General features: G+C 68.6%; 20 protein-coding genes. 4 read left to right on the top strand and 16 right to left on the bottom strand.

Annotated features, from left to right (window positions below; genetic code table 11):
* Positions 1 to 28: 28 nt before the first annotated feature.
* From H536_RS0106850 to H536_RS0106835, 4 genes are read right to left on the bottom strand one after another with little or no spacing between them, the layout of a single operon-like run.
* Positions 29 to 1,366: an 8-oxoguanine deaminase gene (locus tag H536_RS0106850; RefSeq protein WP_024349761.1), complete on the bottom strand. Its 1,338-nt coding sequence runs from the start codon at positions 1,364 to 1,366 to the stop codon at positions 29 to 31.
* A complete protein-coding gene (gene ureG, locus H536_RS0106845) occupies positions 1,363 to 1,995 on the bottom strand; it encodes an urease accessory protein UreG (protein WP_024349760.1) in 633 nt (210 codons plus the stop codon). The genes H536_RS0106850 and ureG overlap by 4 nt, the downstream gene beginning before the upstream one ends.
* Positions 1,992 to 2,711 (bottom strand): urease accessory protein UreF, encoded by a 720-nt coding sequence (locus tag H536_RS0106840; RefSeq protein WP_373279272.1) that lies wholly within the window; start codon positions 2,709 to 2,711, stop codon positions 1,992 to 1,994. Before H536_RS0106840 ends, ureG begins: the two co-directional genes overlap by 4 nt.
* On the bottom strand, positions 2,708 to 3,172 hold the full coding sequence (locus tag H536_RS0106835; protein ID WP_024349758.1) for an urease accessory protein UreE: 465 nt from the start codon (positions 3,170 to 3,172) through the stop codon (positions 2,708 to 2,710). The genes H536_RS0106840 and H536_RS0106835 overlap by 4 nt, the downstream gene beginning before the upstream one ends.
* A gap of 140 nt (positions 3,173 to 3,312) precedes the next feature.
* On the opposite strand from H536_RS0106835, the gene H536_RS0106830 reads away from it, so the two are divergent.
* Positions 3,313 to 3,945: a hypothetical protein gene (locus H536_RS0106830; RefSeq protein WP_024349757.1), complete on the top strand. Its 633-nt coding sequence runs from the start codon at positions 3,313 to 3,315 to the stop codon at positions 3,943 to 3,945.
* Positions 3,946 to 3,958: 13 nt separating this feature from the next.
* Here H536_RS0106830 and H536_RS0106825 read toward each other — a convergent pair whose 3' ends face one another.
* Together H536_RS0106825 and ureC are read right to left on the bottom strand one after the other, a co-directional pair.
* Complete coding sequence (locus tag H536_RS0106825) at positions 3,959 to 4,366, bottom strand: MliC family protein (protein ID WP_024349756.1); 408 nt, start codon at positions 4,364 to 4,366, stop codon at positions 3,959 to 3,961.
* Positions 4,367 to 4,434: 68 nt separating this feature from the next.
* Positions 4,435 to 6,147 carry an urease subunit alpha gene (ureC, locus tag H536_RS0106820; protein ID WP_024349755.1) on the bottom strand — a complete coding sequence of 571 codons (1,713 nt, stop codon included), beginning with the start codon at positions 6,145 to 6,147 and terminating at the stop codon, positions 4,435 to 4,437.
* Positions 6,148 to 6,335: 188 nt separating this feature from the next.
* Here ureC and H536_RS0106815 point away from each other — a divergent pair, with 188 nt between their 5' ends.
* Together H536_RS0106815 and H536_RS22430 are read left to right on the top strand one after the other, a co-directional pair.
* On the top strand, positions 6,336 to 6,746 hold the full coding sequence (locus tag H536_RS0106815) for a hypothetical protein (protein WP_024349754.1): 411 nt from the start codon (positions 6,336 to 6,338) through the stop codon (positions 6,744 to 6,746).
* 116 nt (positions 6,747 to 6,862) lie between these two features.
* Positions 6,863 to 7,405, top strand: coding sequence for a hypothetical protein (locus H536_RS22430; RefSeq protein ID WP_024349753.1), 543 nt, complete (start codon positions 6,863 to 6,865; stop codon positions 7,403 to 7,405).
* 27 nt (positions 7,406 to 7,432) lie between these two features.
* On the opposite strand, the gene H536_RS0106805 is transcribed toward H536_RS22430, so the two are convergent.
* The 5 genes from H536_RS0106805 to H536_RS0106785 form a co-directional block, all read right to left on the bottom strand.
* Positions 7,433 to 7,831, bottom strand: coding sequence for a carboxymuconolactone decarboxylase family protein (locus tag H536_RS0106805; RefSeq protein WP_024349752.1), 399 nt, complete (start codon positions 7,829 to 7,831; stop codon positions 7,433 to 7,435).
* An 11-nt stretch (positions 7,832 to 7,842) separates the two neighbouring features.
* Entirely contained in the window at positions 7,843 to 8,676 is an 834-nt protein-coding gene (locus H536_RS0106800; protein WP_024349751.1) for a cyclase family protein, read from the bottom strand.
* 122 nt (positions 8,677 to 8,798) lie between these two features.
* Positions 8,799 to 9,104 carry an urease subunit beta gene (locus H536_RS0106795; protein WP_024349750.1) on the bottom strand — a complete coding sequence of 102 codons (306 nt, stop codon included), beginning with the start codon at positions 9,102 to 9,104 and terminating at the stop codon, positions 8,799 to 8,801.
* Positions 9,101 to 9,223: a hypothetical protein gene (locus H536_RS25325; RefSeq protein WP_266102048.1), complete on the bottom strand. Its 123-nt coding sequence runs from the start codon at positions 9,221 to 9,223 to the stop codon at positions 9,101 to 9,103. The genes H536_RS0106795 and H536_RS25325 overlap by 4 nt, the downstream gene beginning before the upstream one ends.
* Before the next feature lie 81 nt (positions 9,224 to 9,304).
* Positions 9,305 to 9,880: a HupE/UreJ family protein gene (locus H536_RS0106785; RefSeq protein WP_024349749.1), complete on the bottom strand. Its 576-nt coding sequence runs from the start codon at positions 9,878 to 9,880 to the stop codon at positions 9,305 to 9,307.
* Positions 9,881 to 10,274: 394 nt separating this feature from the next.
* On the opposite strand from H536_RS0106785, the gene H536_RS0106780 reads away from it, so the two are divergent.
* A complete protein-coding gene (locus H536_RS0106780) occupies positions 10,275 to 10,538 on the top strand; it encodes a hypothetical protein (protein WP_024349748.1) in 264 nt (87 codons plus the stop codon).
* Positions 10,539 to 10,583: 45 nt separating this feature from the next.
* On the opposite strand, the gene H536_RS0106775 is transcribed toward H536_RS0106780, so the two are convergent.
* From H536_RS0106775 to urtD, 5 genes are all read right to left on the bottom strand, one after another.
* Positions 10,584 to 10,886, bottom strand: a complete 303-nt coding sequence (locus H536_RS0106775; protein ID WP_009210852.1) for an urease subunit gamma — start codon at positions 10,884 to 10,886, stop codon at positions 10,584 to 10,586.
* A gap of 22 nt (positions 10,887 to 10,908) precedes the next feature.
* On the bottom strand, positions 10,909 to 11,751 hold the full coding sequence (locus tag H536_RS0106770) for an urease accessory protein UreD (RefSeq protein WP_024349747.1): 843 nt from the start codon (positions 11,749 to 11,751) through the stop codon (positions 10,909 to 10,911).
* 192 nt (positions 11,752 to 11,943) lie between these two features.
* Positions 11,944 to 12,399: a YbjN domain-containing protein gene (locus tag H536_RS0106765; protein ID WP_024349746.1), complete on the bottom strand. Its 456-nt coding sequence runs from the start codon at positions 12,397 to 12,399 to the stop codon at positions 11,944 to 11,946.
* 129 nt (positions 12,400 to 12,528) lie between these two features.
* The gene (gene urtE / locus H536_RS0106760; protein ID WP_024349745.1) at positions 12,529 to 13,224 is read right to left on the bottom strand and encodes an urea ABC transporter ATP-binding subunit UrtE; all 696 of its coding nucleotides are present in this window, start codon (positions 13,222 to 13,224) and stop codon (positions 12,529 to 12,531) included.
* A 117-nt stretch (positions 13,225 to 13,341) separates the two neighbouring features.
* Positions 13,342 to 14,253, bottom strand: a complete 912-nt coding sequence (gene urtD, locus H536_RS0106755) for an urea ABC transporter ATP-binding protein UrtD (RefSeq protein WP_244495374.1) — start codon at positions 14,251 to 14,253, stop codon at positions 13,342 to 13,344.

Here is a 14,253-nt window from a genome sequence, read left to right as displayed (position 1 = left end):
CCGGGGCCGCCAGTCGGCCCCGGAGGGATCAGGCAAAGCGCAGGGCCGCCGCGCCGTGCGCGGCCCGCAGTTGGCCGATATCGAGGCCGACGGGCATGCCGTCCTCGACCCGCCACTCGCCCTTCACCATCACCCGGTCCGCACGGGTCGCGCCGCACAGGACGAGCGCGGCGATCGGATCGTGCGCGCCCGAGAAGCGCAGCTCGTCCAGCGTGAAGAGGGCGAGATCGGCCTGCATGCCGACGGCAATCCGGCCGATGTCCGTCCGGCCGAGACAGGCCGCCGAGCCTTCGGTGCCCATGGCCAGCACGTCGCGGGCGGTGACCGCCTCGGCGGAGCGATAGTTCAGCCGCCCCACCATCAGCGCATGGCGCGCCGCCTCGATGAGATTCGACGCATCGTTCGACGCCGAACCGTCGACGCCGAGGCCGACAGGCGAGCCTGCCGCGCGCAATTCGTTCACCGGGCAGAAGCCGGAAGCGAGCACCGCATTCGACGCCGGGCAATGGCAGACGCCGACCTTGTGGGCGCCGAGCCGGCGGCATTCGTCGGTGGTGAAATGGATGCCGTGGGCCAGCCAGGTGCGCGGCCCGAGCCAGCCGACATCCTCCAGATAATCGACCGGACGGCAGCCGAAGCTCTCGACACAGAAGCGGTTCTCGTCCTCGGTTTCGCCGAGATGGGTGTGCAGGCGGCAATCGTGCCTGTCGGCAAGCTCGGCGCTCGCCATCATCAGGCTCTTCGTCACCGAGAAGGGCGAGCACGGCGCCAGCGCGATCTGCGTCATCGCGCCGTCGCTGCGGTCATGCCAGCGGCCGATCAGCCGCTCGCTGTCGGCGAGGATCTCGTCCTCGTCCTGGACCACCGAATCCGGCGGCAGGCCGCCATCCTTCTGGCTGAGATTCATCGAGCCGCGGGTCAGCGTCACCCGGATGCCGAGCGCCGCCGCCTCCTCGGCCTCGATGTCGATGGCGTCCTCGAGCCCCTTGGGAAACAGATAGTGGTGGTCGGCCGCCGTGGTGCAGCCGGACATCAGCAATTCGGTCAGGGCCAGCCGCACCGACAGGCGGAAACTGTCCGGATCGAGCTGCGCCCAGATCGGGTAGAGGCTCTGGAGCCAGGGAAACAGCTCCTTGTCGATCGCCTGCGGATGGGCCCGCGTCAGCGTCTGGTAGAAATGGTGGTGGGTGTTGACGAGGCCTGGCAAAACGACGTGGCGGGCGGCGTCGAAGACCTCGTCCGCCGCCACCTGCGGCTCACCACCCGACGGCACCAGTTCGACGATGCGGCCGTCTTCCACGACGATGCCGCCGTCGGCCCCCTCCGCGAGGATCGCCAGCGGCGTCTTCAGCCAGAGCCGTGTCACGCGGCGCTCTCCACCGCTCGCATGCCGCCGCGTTCGGACAGGAAGGCGAGGATGTCGCCGATCCCCTTGGCGTGCGACAGATCGGCGAAGATCGTCGGGCCGTCGCCACGGCCCTTCGCGGCATCGCTGCGCATCCGCTCCAGATCGGCCCCGACATGGGGGGCAAGATCGGTCTTGTTGACCACCAGGAGGTCAGAGCGGGTGATCGCCGGCCCGCCCTTGCGCGGGATGTCGTCGCCCTGGCAGACCGAAATGACGTAGATCGACAGATCCACGAGGTCCGGCGAGAAGGTCGCCGCCAGATTGTCGCCGCCCGATTCCACCAGCACCAGGTCGAGGCCGGGATGGCGTGCGTTGAGATCGCGGATCGCCGCGATGTTGATCGAGGCATCCTCGCGGATCGCCGTATGGGGACAGCCGCCGGTCTCGACGCCGATGATCCGGTCGGAGGGCAGCGCCTGCAGCCGGACCAGCGCCTCGGCGTCCTCGCGGGTGTAGATGTCGTTGGTGACGACGCCGATCGACCAGCTGTCGCGCGCCGCCTTGCAGAGCTTTTCGACCAGGGTCGTCTTGCCCGAGCCGACGGGGCCGCCGATGCCGACGCGCAGGGGACCGTTCTTGGACATCATGAGCGGAAGAGCCTCGTGGGAAGGGTTTCGTGCCGCAGTGCGGCAATGTCCGACCCTAGCGCCGCCGAGCCGAGATCGTCCAGAGTCGAGCGGCCCGCGCGCTCAACCAGGGCGCGGATATCTGGCTCCAGCCGCCGCAATATCCGCACCGCCTCGCTCTGGGCCAGCGGCACCAGCCGCACCGCCGCCGACACCAGTGACGCGGCAAAGCCGTGCACGAAGGCCAGCAGCGTCTCGTCGAGCCCGAAGCCCGCATCGGCGGCGAGCCGCCCGACCGCGACCGGATAGGCGATGGCGTCGGCGCCTTCCCAGCCCTCCGCCTCGCCTGTTGCCGCCCAGGGCTGCGAGGCTTCAGCGAAGGCAGCGCCCAGCGCCAGCGTCTCGGCGCGGCGTTCGGCACTGCCGGCCAGCGCCTCGGCGAGCTCCGCGACGGCCGCGAAGCGGGTCGCGTCGCCTGCCTGATGCGCGGCGTAGGCCTCGACCAGCAGCACGGCGTCGTTCCAGGCGCTACCGCGATCGAGCAGCACCCGCACCCAGGCCTCGACCGAAGCCCCATCCGTCAGGACGCGCTCGGCCACCGCCGTTTCCAGCCCATGCGACCAGGCGAAGGCGCCGATCGGGAAGGCCGGCGAGAACAGGGTCAGGAGTTCGGCCAGATGCGGAGAAGCGACCGATGCCGCCTTCGACACCGGGCCTGCGTCGGTCAGCCGGCTCAAAGCGGGGCCGTCTCGACCGGATGGTGATGGCCCGACGGCTCGTAGGCGCCGCCTTCTGGATCGAACGCCGCCTCGGTTTCGGCGATCTCGGCGCCCAGCCCCTCCAGCATGGTGCGCACCACGGCGTCCCGGCGGATCAGGATGCGGTCGTCCAGCAATTGCGCCGCCAGATGCCGGTTGCCGATCTGCCAGGCCAGCGCCAGCAGGTGGCGGGCGTCGCGGCCGCGGATCTCGTAGAGCTCCTCGGGCTTGGCCTTCACGGCGATCAGCCGACCATCGTCCAGGAGTATGGCGTCACCCTCGACCAGCAGCAGCGCCTCCGGCAGGTCGAGCAGGAAGGCGATGCCATCGTCGCTGACCATCGCCATGCGGCGGCGATGGCGCGCCGATTCGTCCAGCGTGATCGTGTCCGCCGCCGTGGTCCATTCTCCAGCCCGCTTGATGGTATCGCCGACGATCATCCCGCTGTCTCTTTCTGAAGGGCCATGCCCGTTTCACTGTGCGTGCCGCGAGGATACGGTGCCCCGTGGCTCCGGACCAGCCCTTCGGCCGGCACAACCATGGCGCGGAATGCGTCGGCAGATGGGCAAGGGGACGCAGCATGGCTCTGCAGAACCGCGTCACCCCGCTGGGCGAGATCGTTGCCGACCGGGCCAGGGGCGATTTCATGGGCAATCGCGGCATCCTGCATGACGGCGCGCGCCGCCTCGGCGTCAGCCGCTGGAAGCACAAGGCGTGGATCGTCTGCACGCTGGCGTTCAAAAGCCGCAAGCGCGAGATCATGGCGCCGGGCCGCTACACCGAATTGTTCTTCCTCGACGAGGCGACGGCGCTTGCCGCCGGCCACCGGCCCTGCTGGGAATGTCGCCGCGTGGCCGCCCTCGCCTACCGTTCCGCCTTCGCCGAAGGCAATGGGCTGGAGAACACCCCGTCGAGCCGCGAGATCGACAGCCTTCTGCATGGCGCGCGCATCGTCACGGGCACACGCCATCAGCGCCGGGCGGAGCGCGTCGGACGCGAACTGCCCGACGGCGTCTTCGTCATCGTCGCGGGACAGCCCTGGCTCGTTCTGCACAATCGCCTCCTGCGCTGGACGCCGGCGGGCTACGATGCCGTGCGGGAGATGCCGGAGGGGCTGGTCACCGTGGCAACGCCGCTGCCGAGCGTCGCGGCGATCGCGGCCGGCTATCACCCGGCCCTGCACGCCAGTGCGGCGGCGCTGGATGGCGACTGAGCCCCCGTCCCGATCAGCGGCGCACTTCGCAGACCGTCGTCTGGCTCGGGTCGCTGCGCATCTCGCTGTAGAGGTCGCCGCGCCGTCCCTTGGTCCACCAGACCATCGCGCCGGCCGCGTATTTCGCGCCCGAGCCGGACATGACATCGACGAACAATGTCTGGCGGCCGTCTACCGGCAGGATTGCGAGCGAGTTGGACGGCAGGTTGATGTATTCGACAGCCATTTCCACCGGTTCGGCCTCCTCCGCGTCCCGGCAGAGATAGGTGACGGTGGTGCGCTCGGCCGGTCCCTCTAGATCGAGGGTCAGCGGCTCTCCGTCCTGCGCGAACGCGGGGACGGCACCAATGGCGGCCAGCGCCAGGCCGAGCGCAAGCGCCCTGATCCGTGCGGCGATCGAAACGTCATTGCGGTGCATCATGGCTCCTCCCCATTGGCCGCGGCGGGTCCGATCGTCCTCAGGTCGCCCCCGCCGTTCTTCGGGAAAGCCTAGAACAGGAAGTAGCGCTGCGCCATCGGCAGCACCGAGGCGGGCTCGCAGGTCAGCAATTCGCCGTCAGCGCGCACCTCGTAGGTTTCCGGATCGACCTCGATATGGGGCGTCGCGTCGTTGAGGCGCATCGACGCCTTGGAGATGCCACCGCGGGTGTTCTCCACCGCCAGGAACGCCTTCTCGCAGCCGATCTTTTCGCGCAGCCCGTCGGCCATCGCCGCGCCGGAGACGAAGGAGATCGCGGAATTGCTGACGGCCTTGCCGAAGGCGCCGAACATCGGCCGGTAATGCACCGGCTGCGGCGTCGGGATCGAGGCGTTGGGGTCGCCCATCGGGGCCGCCACGATGGTGCCGCCAATCAGCACCATCATCGGCTTCACGCCGAAGAAGGCCGGGTCCCACAGCACGATGTCGGCGCGCTTGCCGACCTCGATCGAGCCGATCTCCTTCGACATGCCCTGCGCGATGGCTGGGTTGATCGTGTATTTCGCGACATAGCGGCGGGCGCGCAGATTGTCGTTGTCGCCGGTCTCGCCGGCGAGCCGCCCGCGCTGCCGCTTCATCTTGTCGGCGGTCTGCCAGGTCCGCACGATCACCTCGCCGACCCGGCCCATGGCCTGGGAATCGGAGGCGATGATCGAGAAGGCGCCGAGATCGTGGAGAATGTCCTCCGCCGCGATGGTCTCCTTGCGGATGCGGCTTTCGGCGAAGGCGATGTCCTCGGGAATCGACGCGTCGAGATGGTGGCAGACCATCAGCATGTCGAGATGCTCTTCCAGCGTGTTGGTGGTGTAGGGCCGCGTCGGATTGGTCGAGGACGGGATCACGTTGGGCAGGCCGCAGACCTTGATGATGTCCGGCGCGTGGCCGCCGCCGGCGCCCTCGGTATGGAAGGCGTGGATGGTGCGGCCCTTGAAGGCGTCCACGGTGTTCTCGACGAAGCCGCTCTCGTTCAGCGTGTCGGTGTGGATCATCACCTGCACGTCGTGATCGTCGGCCACCGACAGGCAGCAATCGATGGCGGCGGGCGTCGTGCCCCAGTCCTCGTGCAGCTTCAGGGCGCAGGCGCCGCCCCGCACCATCTCCTCCAGCGCGGCCGGCAGCGAGGCGTTGCCCTTGCCCGAGAAGCCGATATTCATCGGCATGGCGTCAGTGGCCTGCAGCATGCGCGCCAGGTGCCAGGGCCCGGGGGTGCAGGTCGTCGCCAGCGTGCCGTGCGCCGGCCCGGTGCCGCCGCCCATCATGGTGGTGACGCCGGAAAACAGCGCCTCCTCGATCTGCTGCGGGCAGATGAAGTGGATGTGGCTGTCGAAGCCGCCGGCGGTGACGATCTTGCCCTCGGCGGCGATCGCCTCGGTGCCCGGGCCGATAATGATGTCGACGCCGCCCTGTGTGTCGGGATTGCCGGCCTTGCCGATGGCGCAGATGCGACCGTCGCGCAGGCCGATATCGGCCTTGTAGATGCCGGTATGATCGAGAACCAGCGCGTTGGTGATCACCGTGTCGACCGCGCCCTCGGCCCGCGAATGCTGGGACTGGCCCATGCCGTCGCGGATCACCTTGCCGCCGCCGAACTTCACCTCCTCGCCATAGGTGGTGAAGTCCTTTTCCACCTCGATGAACAGTTCGGTGTCGGCCAGGCGCACCTTGTCGCCGGTCGTCGGGCCGAACATGGCGGCATAGGAAGAGCGAGCGATCCGGGCGGGCATGGGCGATCTCCAGACGGGTCGAATTCTAAGGACGCGGCCGCTCTCGTTGCGGCGCACCATCAGCGACCATATGTCGGTCGCGAAAGCTTGTCTTCCCGGTTTTGTCGATCGGCGCGAGACTGGCGGCAATTCGGCCGCTGCGGCGCGCATGCCGGCCGTGGCCGCGCGCCCCCGATTCAGGAGCCCAGATGATCCGCCTCGCCCTCCTCGCCGCGCTGCTTCTGCCCGGCGCCGCCCTCGCCCAGGCCTATGATCCGGGGCCGATGGGCGACGTGCCGGGCTCGTCCGCGTCGGGCATGCGCATCGGCGGTTCGCCCGCAGCACCGGGCGGTCCCCGCATTCGCGGCGCCGACGTCTTCGGCGACACGGTCACCGAGCGGGCCTACGGCAAGAATTTCGACGACAGTTATCTGAAGCCGAAGGTGCCCCGCAGCCGCGCTGCCCAGCCGAGCACCGCAGAACGCGCGGTCGAAGGCCGGTCGGACCTCAACGGCATCAATGCCGGCAGCTTCGCGCGGCAGGGCCCCGGTGCCGCCGGCGGCAGCGCGGTGACCCGCGGCCGTTCGGTCGGCTCCCACCGCGCCATCATCCGGCGGTAGGCTGCGCGGCGCTGCCCGCGTTCGGGAACCGGTCGGAAGCGCGCGGAGTTGGTGATCAGAGGCAGCGGGCCGCCGACACCCACCGACCCGCGCCGTGAAACCGGAAGGCAGAGGCCATGCGCAGATCCCTCACCCCCCTGATCGCAATTGCGGCGGTGCTGACCGCGGCTCCCGCACTGGCCCAGCTCTCCGGCGGCGTCGGCGGCTCTTCAGGTGCCGGGGGCTCGTCCGGCATCGGCGGATCGGCGGGCAGCGGTGTCGTCACCGGCTCCGGCGCCAGCGGCATCGGCAGCACGGGCGGCGTCGGATCGGGGTCCAGCCTGTCGGATACGGGCGCATCGCCCACCCTCACCGACCCGATTGCACCGGGCGCAAGTTCCGGCAGCACCGGTCTCGGCGCCAACACCACCGAGGGGCTGGCGAGCGAGGGTTCGTCGACGATCAACAGCCTCAATGCCGAAGGGCTGGCACGCTCCGAGGATGGCGCCGGCACCTCGTCGGTCACCAGTTTCGGCACCAGCGACACGATCGGCACGCCCGGCGCCGGGTCCGACCGCGCCTACCGGATTACCAAGCCGACCGTCGCCGTCGATCTGGGCTCCATTCGTCGCGGCCTGTCGAACGCTCCGAGCGCCATTCCCAAGGCCAATGGCGACTGAGCCACGCCTCGTCTCCTGAGAAGGCGATCAGAACTCGAAGGCGTCGTCCACGGGCACCTGCAGCGCCTGCGCCAGCTGATTGGTCCTGGCGGCAAGGCCGACGACGGCCAGCAACTCGCCATATTGCGCATCGGTCATCCCCTTCGCACGCGCCGCGGCCGTGTGGGAATGGACGCAATAGCTGCAGCCATTGGTGGTCGAAACGGCGATATAGAGCATCTCCCGGGTCAGCGGATCGAGCGCGCCCGGTGCCCCCATCACCGCCTTCACCTCCTCCCATGTCCGCTTCAGCGTCGCCGGATCGGCGGCCAGCACGCGCCAGAAATTGTTGACGAAGTCCGAGCCGCGGGTCGCGCGGATGTCGTCGAAGACGGCGCGCACCTCGGGGCTGGCCTGTGCATCCGAAACCAGCGGTGCCGTTGCCATGGCCTGTCCCCTCAGGTGAGTGCGAAGACGCGGGCCGGACCGCCCGAGCCGCCGCGATGCTTCGGCGCGCCGACGATCAGCGTCGCCCCCGTCGCCGGCATGTCGTCGAGCCCGGCGATGCACTCCAGCCCCCAGCGGCCTTCCGGCAGCCAGGCGTAATGCACGGCGAAGTCCGGCGACATGCCGAAGTCGAGCGACAGCGTGTCGACGGCGATGCCGACCGCCGAGCCCTCCAGCAGCATCTGCACCGCCTCCACATGGAAGCCGGGGAAATGCATCGTGCCGTCCTGGTCGGCATTGCGGAACTTGTCGGTGTCCAGATGCCGGGCCCAGCCGGAATTCATCGCCACGCAGCAATTTTCCGGCATGTCGCCATGGGCCGCGATCCAGGCCTTCAGATCGTCGGGCGTGACCTGCGCGTCCGCGTCCTTCTCCGCCTTCTCGCGGATGTCGACCACGACCAGCGGCGCCATCAGCTTGTCGACGGGGATCTCCGCCACCGACTGGCCGTCGGCGGAGAAATGCAGCGGCGCGTCGACATGGGTGCCGGTGTGCTCGTTCACCCGCAGCTCGAACAGGTTGAACTTGTGCTCGGCGTAGGAGAATTTCCGCTCCATGAAGAATTGCTGGTCGCCGAAGAAGGTCGGGAACTCCGGATAGAGCTCATGGGTCAGGTCGGCGATGGAATTGGCCGGCATCGCGGCGGCTGCCGCGGGCCTGGCGACGTCCTGCGCAAAGGCCGGGCTGGCGATCCCCGCCGCGGCCGCGGCGAGCCCGCCGCCCAAGAGCCCACGCCGGCTCAGCATCCGGCTTTTCACGCTGTCGATCACGCAATGGTCGCACATTCGCCTGTCCCCCTTTTCCAGCACGCACCAAGCCGCGCCTGTGCCATCTGCCAGGCTTGCAGCCATCGTCCTCACGGCCGGGAATCAGGGGTGGCGCCTCAGCGGCGCCGGCGTCGCGCCGGTCAGAGCGCGCCCATCACCTTGCCGTTGAAGCCATAGACCTTGCGCGCGCCGCCGAGCGGCACAAGCGTGACCTCGCGGGTCTGGCCGGGCTCGAAGCGCACGGCGGTACCGGCGGCCAGATCCAGCCGCATGCCGCGCGCGGCGTCGCGATCGAAGGTGAGTGCGGGATTGGTCTCGGCGAAATGGAAATGGCTGCCGACCTGGACCGGCCGGTCGCCCGTATTGCCGACCATCAGCGTGATCGGCTCGGCGCCGTCATTGAGGACGATATCGCCGTCGGGGGTGAGGATTTCGCCGGGGATCATGATCCATTCCTCCAGAGCTTGCGAATGGCGATGATCGCCAGAACCACCAGCAGCACGGGGCCGATCGCCATCAGGTCGTATTCGCCGACAGGCTGCGGCGCCCGGATGAACTCAGGCACGCCGTTGCTCTTCTCTCAGGCGCGCCCGTCTCCGGGCGAGCCCTGTCTTCTGCGGGCCAGGGCCCGGATGCGTCACGCGGCTCAGGCCGCGATCATGTAGAGGCCGGCGAGCGCCGAGGCCGCGCCGAGCGCGCGGACGATCAGCGGCTGGCGGCCGGCGGTCAGCGAATGGCCGAGCGCCAGGCCGACACCATGCAGCGCGGCCGTCGCCACCACGAAACCGAGGCCGAAGGAGAAAGCGCCGGCCGAGCCGAGCTCGGCGCCATGGGCCGAACCATGGAACAGGGCGAAGGCGCCGACGGCTGCGGCCGCGGCCGGAACCGGCAGGCGGACAGCGGCGGCGACCAAAAGGCCGAGGGCGACGACCGACGCCATGACCACCGGCTCGACGAAGGGCAGCGACAGACCGTTCAGGGCCAGCACGAAGCCGGCGCCCATGGCGCCGACGAAAGCAGCGGGAACGGCAAAGCGCGCACGGCCGCCGAGCGTTGCAGCCCACAGGCCCACGGCCACCATGACCAGGACGTGGTCCCAGCCGAGCAGCGGATGCGACGCGCCGGCGGCCAGCGAGCCATGCGCAACCGGATCGAGATGGGCGAAGGCGGGCACTGTTGCGGCGGCCAGGGTTGCGGCGGCAATGGCGAAGCGTGTGAGCATGCGGATGTCCCTCAGATTGGTCGACGGGCGCCCCGATATGGGTCGCGTCCAGCCCGCCGTCGGCACCGCCCAAAAGGGGCACCCGGCACGGCGGGTTCGGGCGCGATCATGGAAGCCGGCCGACCCGGTGTCAAAGGCTTTCTGGCGCTGATCTCGCAGATGCGAAGAGCGGCGGGACGGCCTGTAGGATTTCGGAAAGCCTACCGACAACGATGGTTGCGCCGGCAAGAACTCATGAAACTTTCGCGGGTTATGTCTCGGCTCCGCGTTAACGGCTTTGGGCAAAAAGAGCTGGCGCGCGGAACGAAACGTCGCATAATGACGTTGCGGAAGAAGGCAAAGGTCCGGCATCGAACGATCGGACCGCGCAACCGCACAACAGGTTGGAGTTCACATGCTGAGGTCGCTTCTGATCGCGGCGTTTCTCGGTCTGCTCCTCGGTCCCGTCGGACCGGCGCAGCCCCTGATGGTCCGCACTGTCACCATCGGTCCCGTCACCGGTCCCGCCTATTATTCCGTCATCGAACAGGGGTTCCGATTCGTCGGAGACGCGCCCGTCGCTGTCGCAGCCGACGAGCCGGACATCACCGTGTCCTCCCTCGAACCCGCCGCGAAGGCGGACACACTGGCCGAGGCCCCGGCAACGGAACGGCGATAGGCAACGCGTCCGGTAGCGCAGGCCCCAGGCCGCAGATCGCCCGGATCAGCGGATCGGTTCGTGCACCGTCACCAGCTTGGTGCCGTCGGGAAAGGTCGCCTCGACCTGGACGTCGTGGATCATCTCGGCAATCCCCTCCATCACCTGGTCACGCGTGATCACATGGGCGCCGGCCTCCATCAGGTCGGCGACGCTGCGGCCGTCGCGCGCACCTTCCACCACATAATCGGTGATCAGCGCGATCGCCTCGGGATGGTTCAGCTTCACGCCGCGTTCCAGCCGGCGGCGCGCCACCATGGCGGCCATCGAGACGAGCAGCTTGTCCTTTTCGCGCGGGGTCAGTTGCATGCCGGGTTCCTTCGCAGATGCGTCATAGCGACCATACAAGCGGCAACGGCCCGTCCGCCAGACCCGAAAGCACCGGCACGAGCCGCTGGCGCAGATGAAAGCCGGACGCGGCCCGGATGCGGGCGACGAGAAGACCACCAACGAGACTGGCGCCGCCGTCTTCGCCGATCGCAGCGCGCAGCCCGTCGAGGCGGGCCTCGGCGTCGGGCAGATGAGCCACCACCGTCGCCAGCGCGCGGTTCGGGCCGAGCGAGGCGGGCTCCGCCATCGCCGCGGCGATGTCACCGGACAGCTGCAGGTCGTCGGCAAAGACCAGCCGGCCGCCGAGCCGCACCCGCCAGCGATCGTGGAAATGGCCCGCGGTCACGCTCTCGCCCATGAGCTCGCGGCCGAGGATCAGCGATTCGCACAGGAGAAAGCGCGCATCCGGCGCGGCCTCGACCTCGAGCGTGCGTCGCACCCGGCCGCCATCGAAGAGGATCGTTTCCTGCGGCAACCAGGCGAGCCGTGCCTTCGCTTCCAGCGTAGCGCGCGTCGTCACATGGGCAGTATCGCCGCCGGAGGCGCGGTAGATGCGTTCACAGGCCTGGGTGGTGACGGTGAGATCGGCCCCGGCCGCCACGGTGAAATCCTGCGCCAGCCGGTCGCCGCCGGTTAGGCCGCCCGAACTGTTGATGAGGATCGCCTCGGCCTGCTGGCGCGGCAGCCGCGGAAACCGCAGCTTGAGGCAGCCGGACTGGTGCAACCGCTGCAGGCGGGTTCGCTTGTCGACGACGCGGAACTGCGCCGACGCCGACCCTTCCGAGCGCTGCATGCGGCGCGGAACCGGCTGGTCCGTCACCGGCAGGTCGCGCACCGCGCTCATGCGGGCAGGCCGGCGCGGACGCGCGGCAAAGCGGCTTGATCCGACGGGGCGCCGGCTGCGTCTCTCATGATGATCTGTCCGAGGGGATGCGTGGAGATGGCGCGAGGCTCGCAGGTCCCGGCATGAACGGCAAGAGTGCGACCGGGCGCGAATTCCAGCCCCACGGCTGGCCACCGGAAGCCGCGAGTGGCCCTAAAGCTTGAGGATGCCCGACTTGAACTCTCTCAGGGACAGACGCCACCAGTCGAAGGTATCCTCGAGATTGCCGCGGGTGACTCCGTGGCGCAGATTGACGTCCATCTCCAGCACCGGATCGTTCTCGGCGTCGATATAAGCCTTGGCAAAGCGCTTGTCCCGGTTCCAGCCGTTGATGACGGCCTGATCGACAGGGACGCCGTCCCAGGAGGCATAGAACTGAAGGCTCTGGCACTCGCTCCTGTCGGAATTGCAGTCGTTGAAGAAGATCACGTAGAGCGTGCCATCGATGCGCCCCCGGACATATTCGGTCTCGTCCTTTTCCAAGGTCCCGGAGCCGAAGCCGCGGGCGATGTCGACGATCTGATCGATCTCGCCAGGCTTGACCAGCGTTTGCGCCTGACTGGCACCGGCAAGGCAAAGGCAGGCAAGAAGCGTCGCGATGAAGCGCACTGGGTATCCTCCCAAAAGCGGAGCGCACCACGTGCCGCAGATCGAGGAACATCGGCCGCGACCGTGTCATCCTTTCTAACATGCCGTTCGGGAAGACTGAAGCGAGGGCAATCATCGCGGAGATCGGAGTCACACCGTCAGATGCCGGCGCACCTCGGGATCGTCGAGACCCTCGGCGGGACCGTCGAAGACGATCTCGCCGCGATCCATGATGTAGACCTGATCGGCGAGCTCGCGGCAGAAATCCAGATATTGCTCGACCAGCAGGATGGCGAGACCGGACTGGTCCTTCAGATAGCGGATGGCCCGGCCGATATCCTTGATGATCGAGGGCTGGATGCCCTCGGTCGGCTCGTCGAGGACGAGAAGCTGCGGCCGTGTCACCAGCGCCCGGCCGATCGCCAGCTGCTGCTGCTGGCCGCCGGACAGGTCACCGCCACGCCGGCCGAGCATGTCGGCGAGCACAGGGAAGAGCTCGAAGACATGGTCGGGGATGGTCCGGTCGGCACCCTTCAGCGGCGCGAAGCCGGTCTGGAGATTCTCCTTCACCGTCAAAAGCGGGAAGATCTCGCGGCCCTGGGGCACGAAGCCGATGCCGCGTCGGGCCCGCGTATAGGGCGCCTCGCGGCCGAGATTGTCGCCGTCGAGGGCGATCTGGCCGGCGCGGATCGGCTGCTGGCCGACGATGGCGCGCAGCAGCGAGGTCTTCCCGACGCCGTTGCGGCCGAGGACGCAGGTGATCTCGCCCTTCCTGGCATTCAGCGACACGCCGCGCAGCGCCTGCGCCGCACCGTAATAGAGATCGACGTTCGAAACGGTCAGCATGGGGCGTTCGGCGCTCCTGCAGGGAATGTTGGATGGGCCGCGCGCGAACCGGCAAAGCGGCGCGTTCCGCCCTCCCCGGACCGCATCGTGGCCAGGTCTCGGCTCGTGTGGTGCATCTCAGCGGCCAAGATACACCTCGACGACGCGCGGATCGGCGGAGACATGGTCGAGCGTACCTTCGGACAGCACCGAGCCCTCGTGGAGGCAGGTGACCTTGACGTCGAGGGCGCGGACGAAATGCATGTCGTGTTCGACGACGACCACCGACCGGGTGCGGGCGATCTCGCGCAGGAGCCGCGCCGTCTCCTTGGTCTCGGCGTCGGTCATGCCGGCCACCGGTTCGTCCACCAGCAGGAGTTCGGGATCCTGCGCCAGCAGCATGCCGATCTCCAGCCACTGCTTCTGGCCATGGCTGAGATCGGCCGCCAGCGTGCCCGCTTTGGTGGTCAGGCGCGTCGTCTCCAGAATGTCGGCGACCGTCTGGCGCTCGCCCGCACTGTCGCGGTGCAGCAGCGCGGCGAAGATCGAGCGCGAGCCGGCCATCGACATGCGGATGTTGTCGGCCACCGTGTGGCTCTCGAAGACGGTCGGCTTCTGGAATTTTCGGCCGATGCCCATATTGGCAATCGCGGCCTCGTCCTGCTTGGTCAGGTCGACATCGCCGGCGAAATAGACCTCGCCCTCGTCGGGCCGGGTCTTGCCAGTGATGATGTCCATCATGGTGGTCTTGCCGGCGCCGTTCGGGCCGATGATCACCCGCATCTCGCCCTTCTGGATGACCAGCGAGAGATTGTTGATCGCCTTGAAGCCGTCGAAGCTCTTGGTGACGCCGTCGAGATAGAGCAGCGTGTCGCGCCGCGCCTGCCCGAGGGCTTCGCGCTCGGCCAGCAGGGCGGCACGCTGGGTGGCATAGGGGTGCGGCGAGACGATCGGCGGCGCCGGTGCGGCGTCCGTATCGCCGGCGGGCGCGGCCGGCCCGCCTGCCGTGGCCATGGTCTTGTCGGGGGCGTCGGTCATCTGGTCCATCAT

Source organism: Aurantimonas coralicida DSM 14790 (genome assembly GCF_000421645.1).
Lineage (GTDB): Bacteria > Pseudomonadota > Alphaproteobacteria > Rhizobiales > Rhizobiaceae > Aurantimonas > Aurantimonas coralicida.
This window is presented reverse-complemented; position numbering and strand designations above follow the sequence as displayed.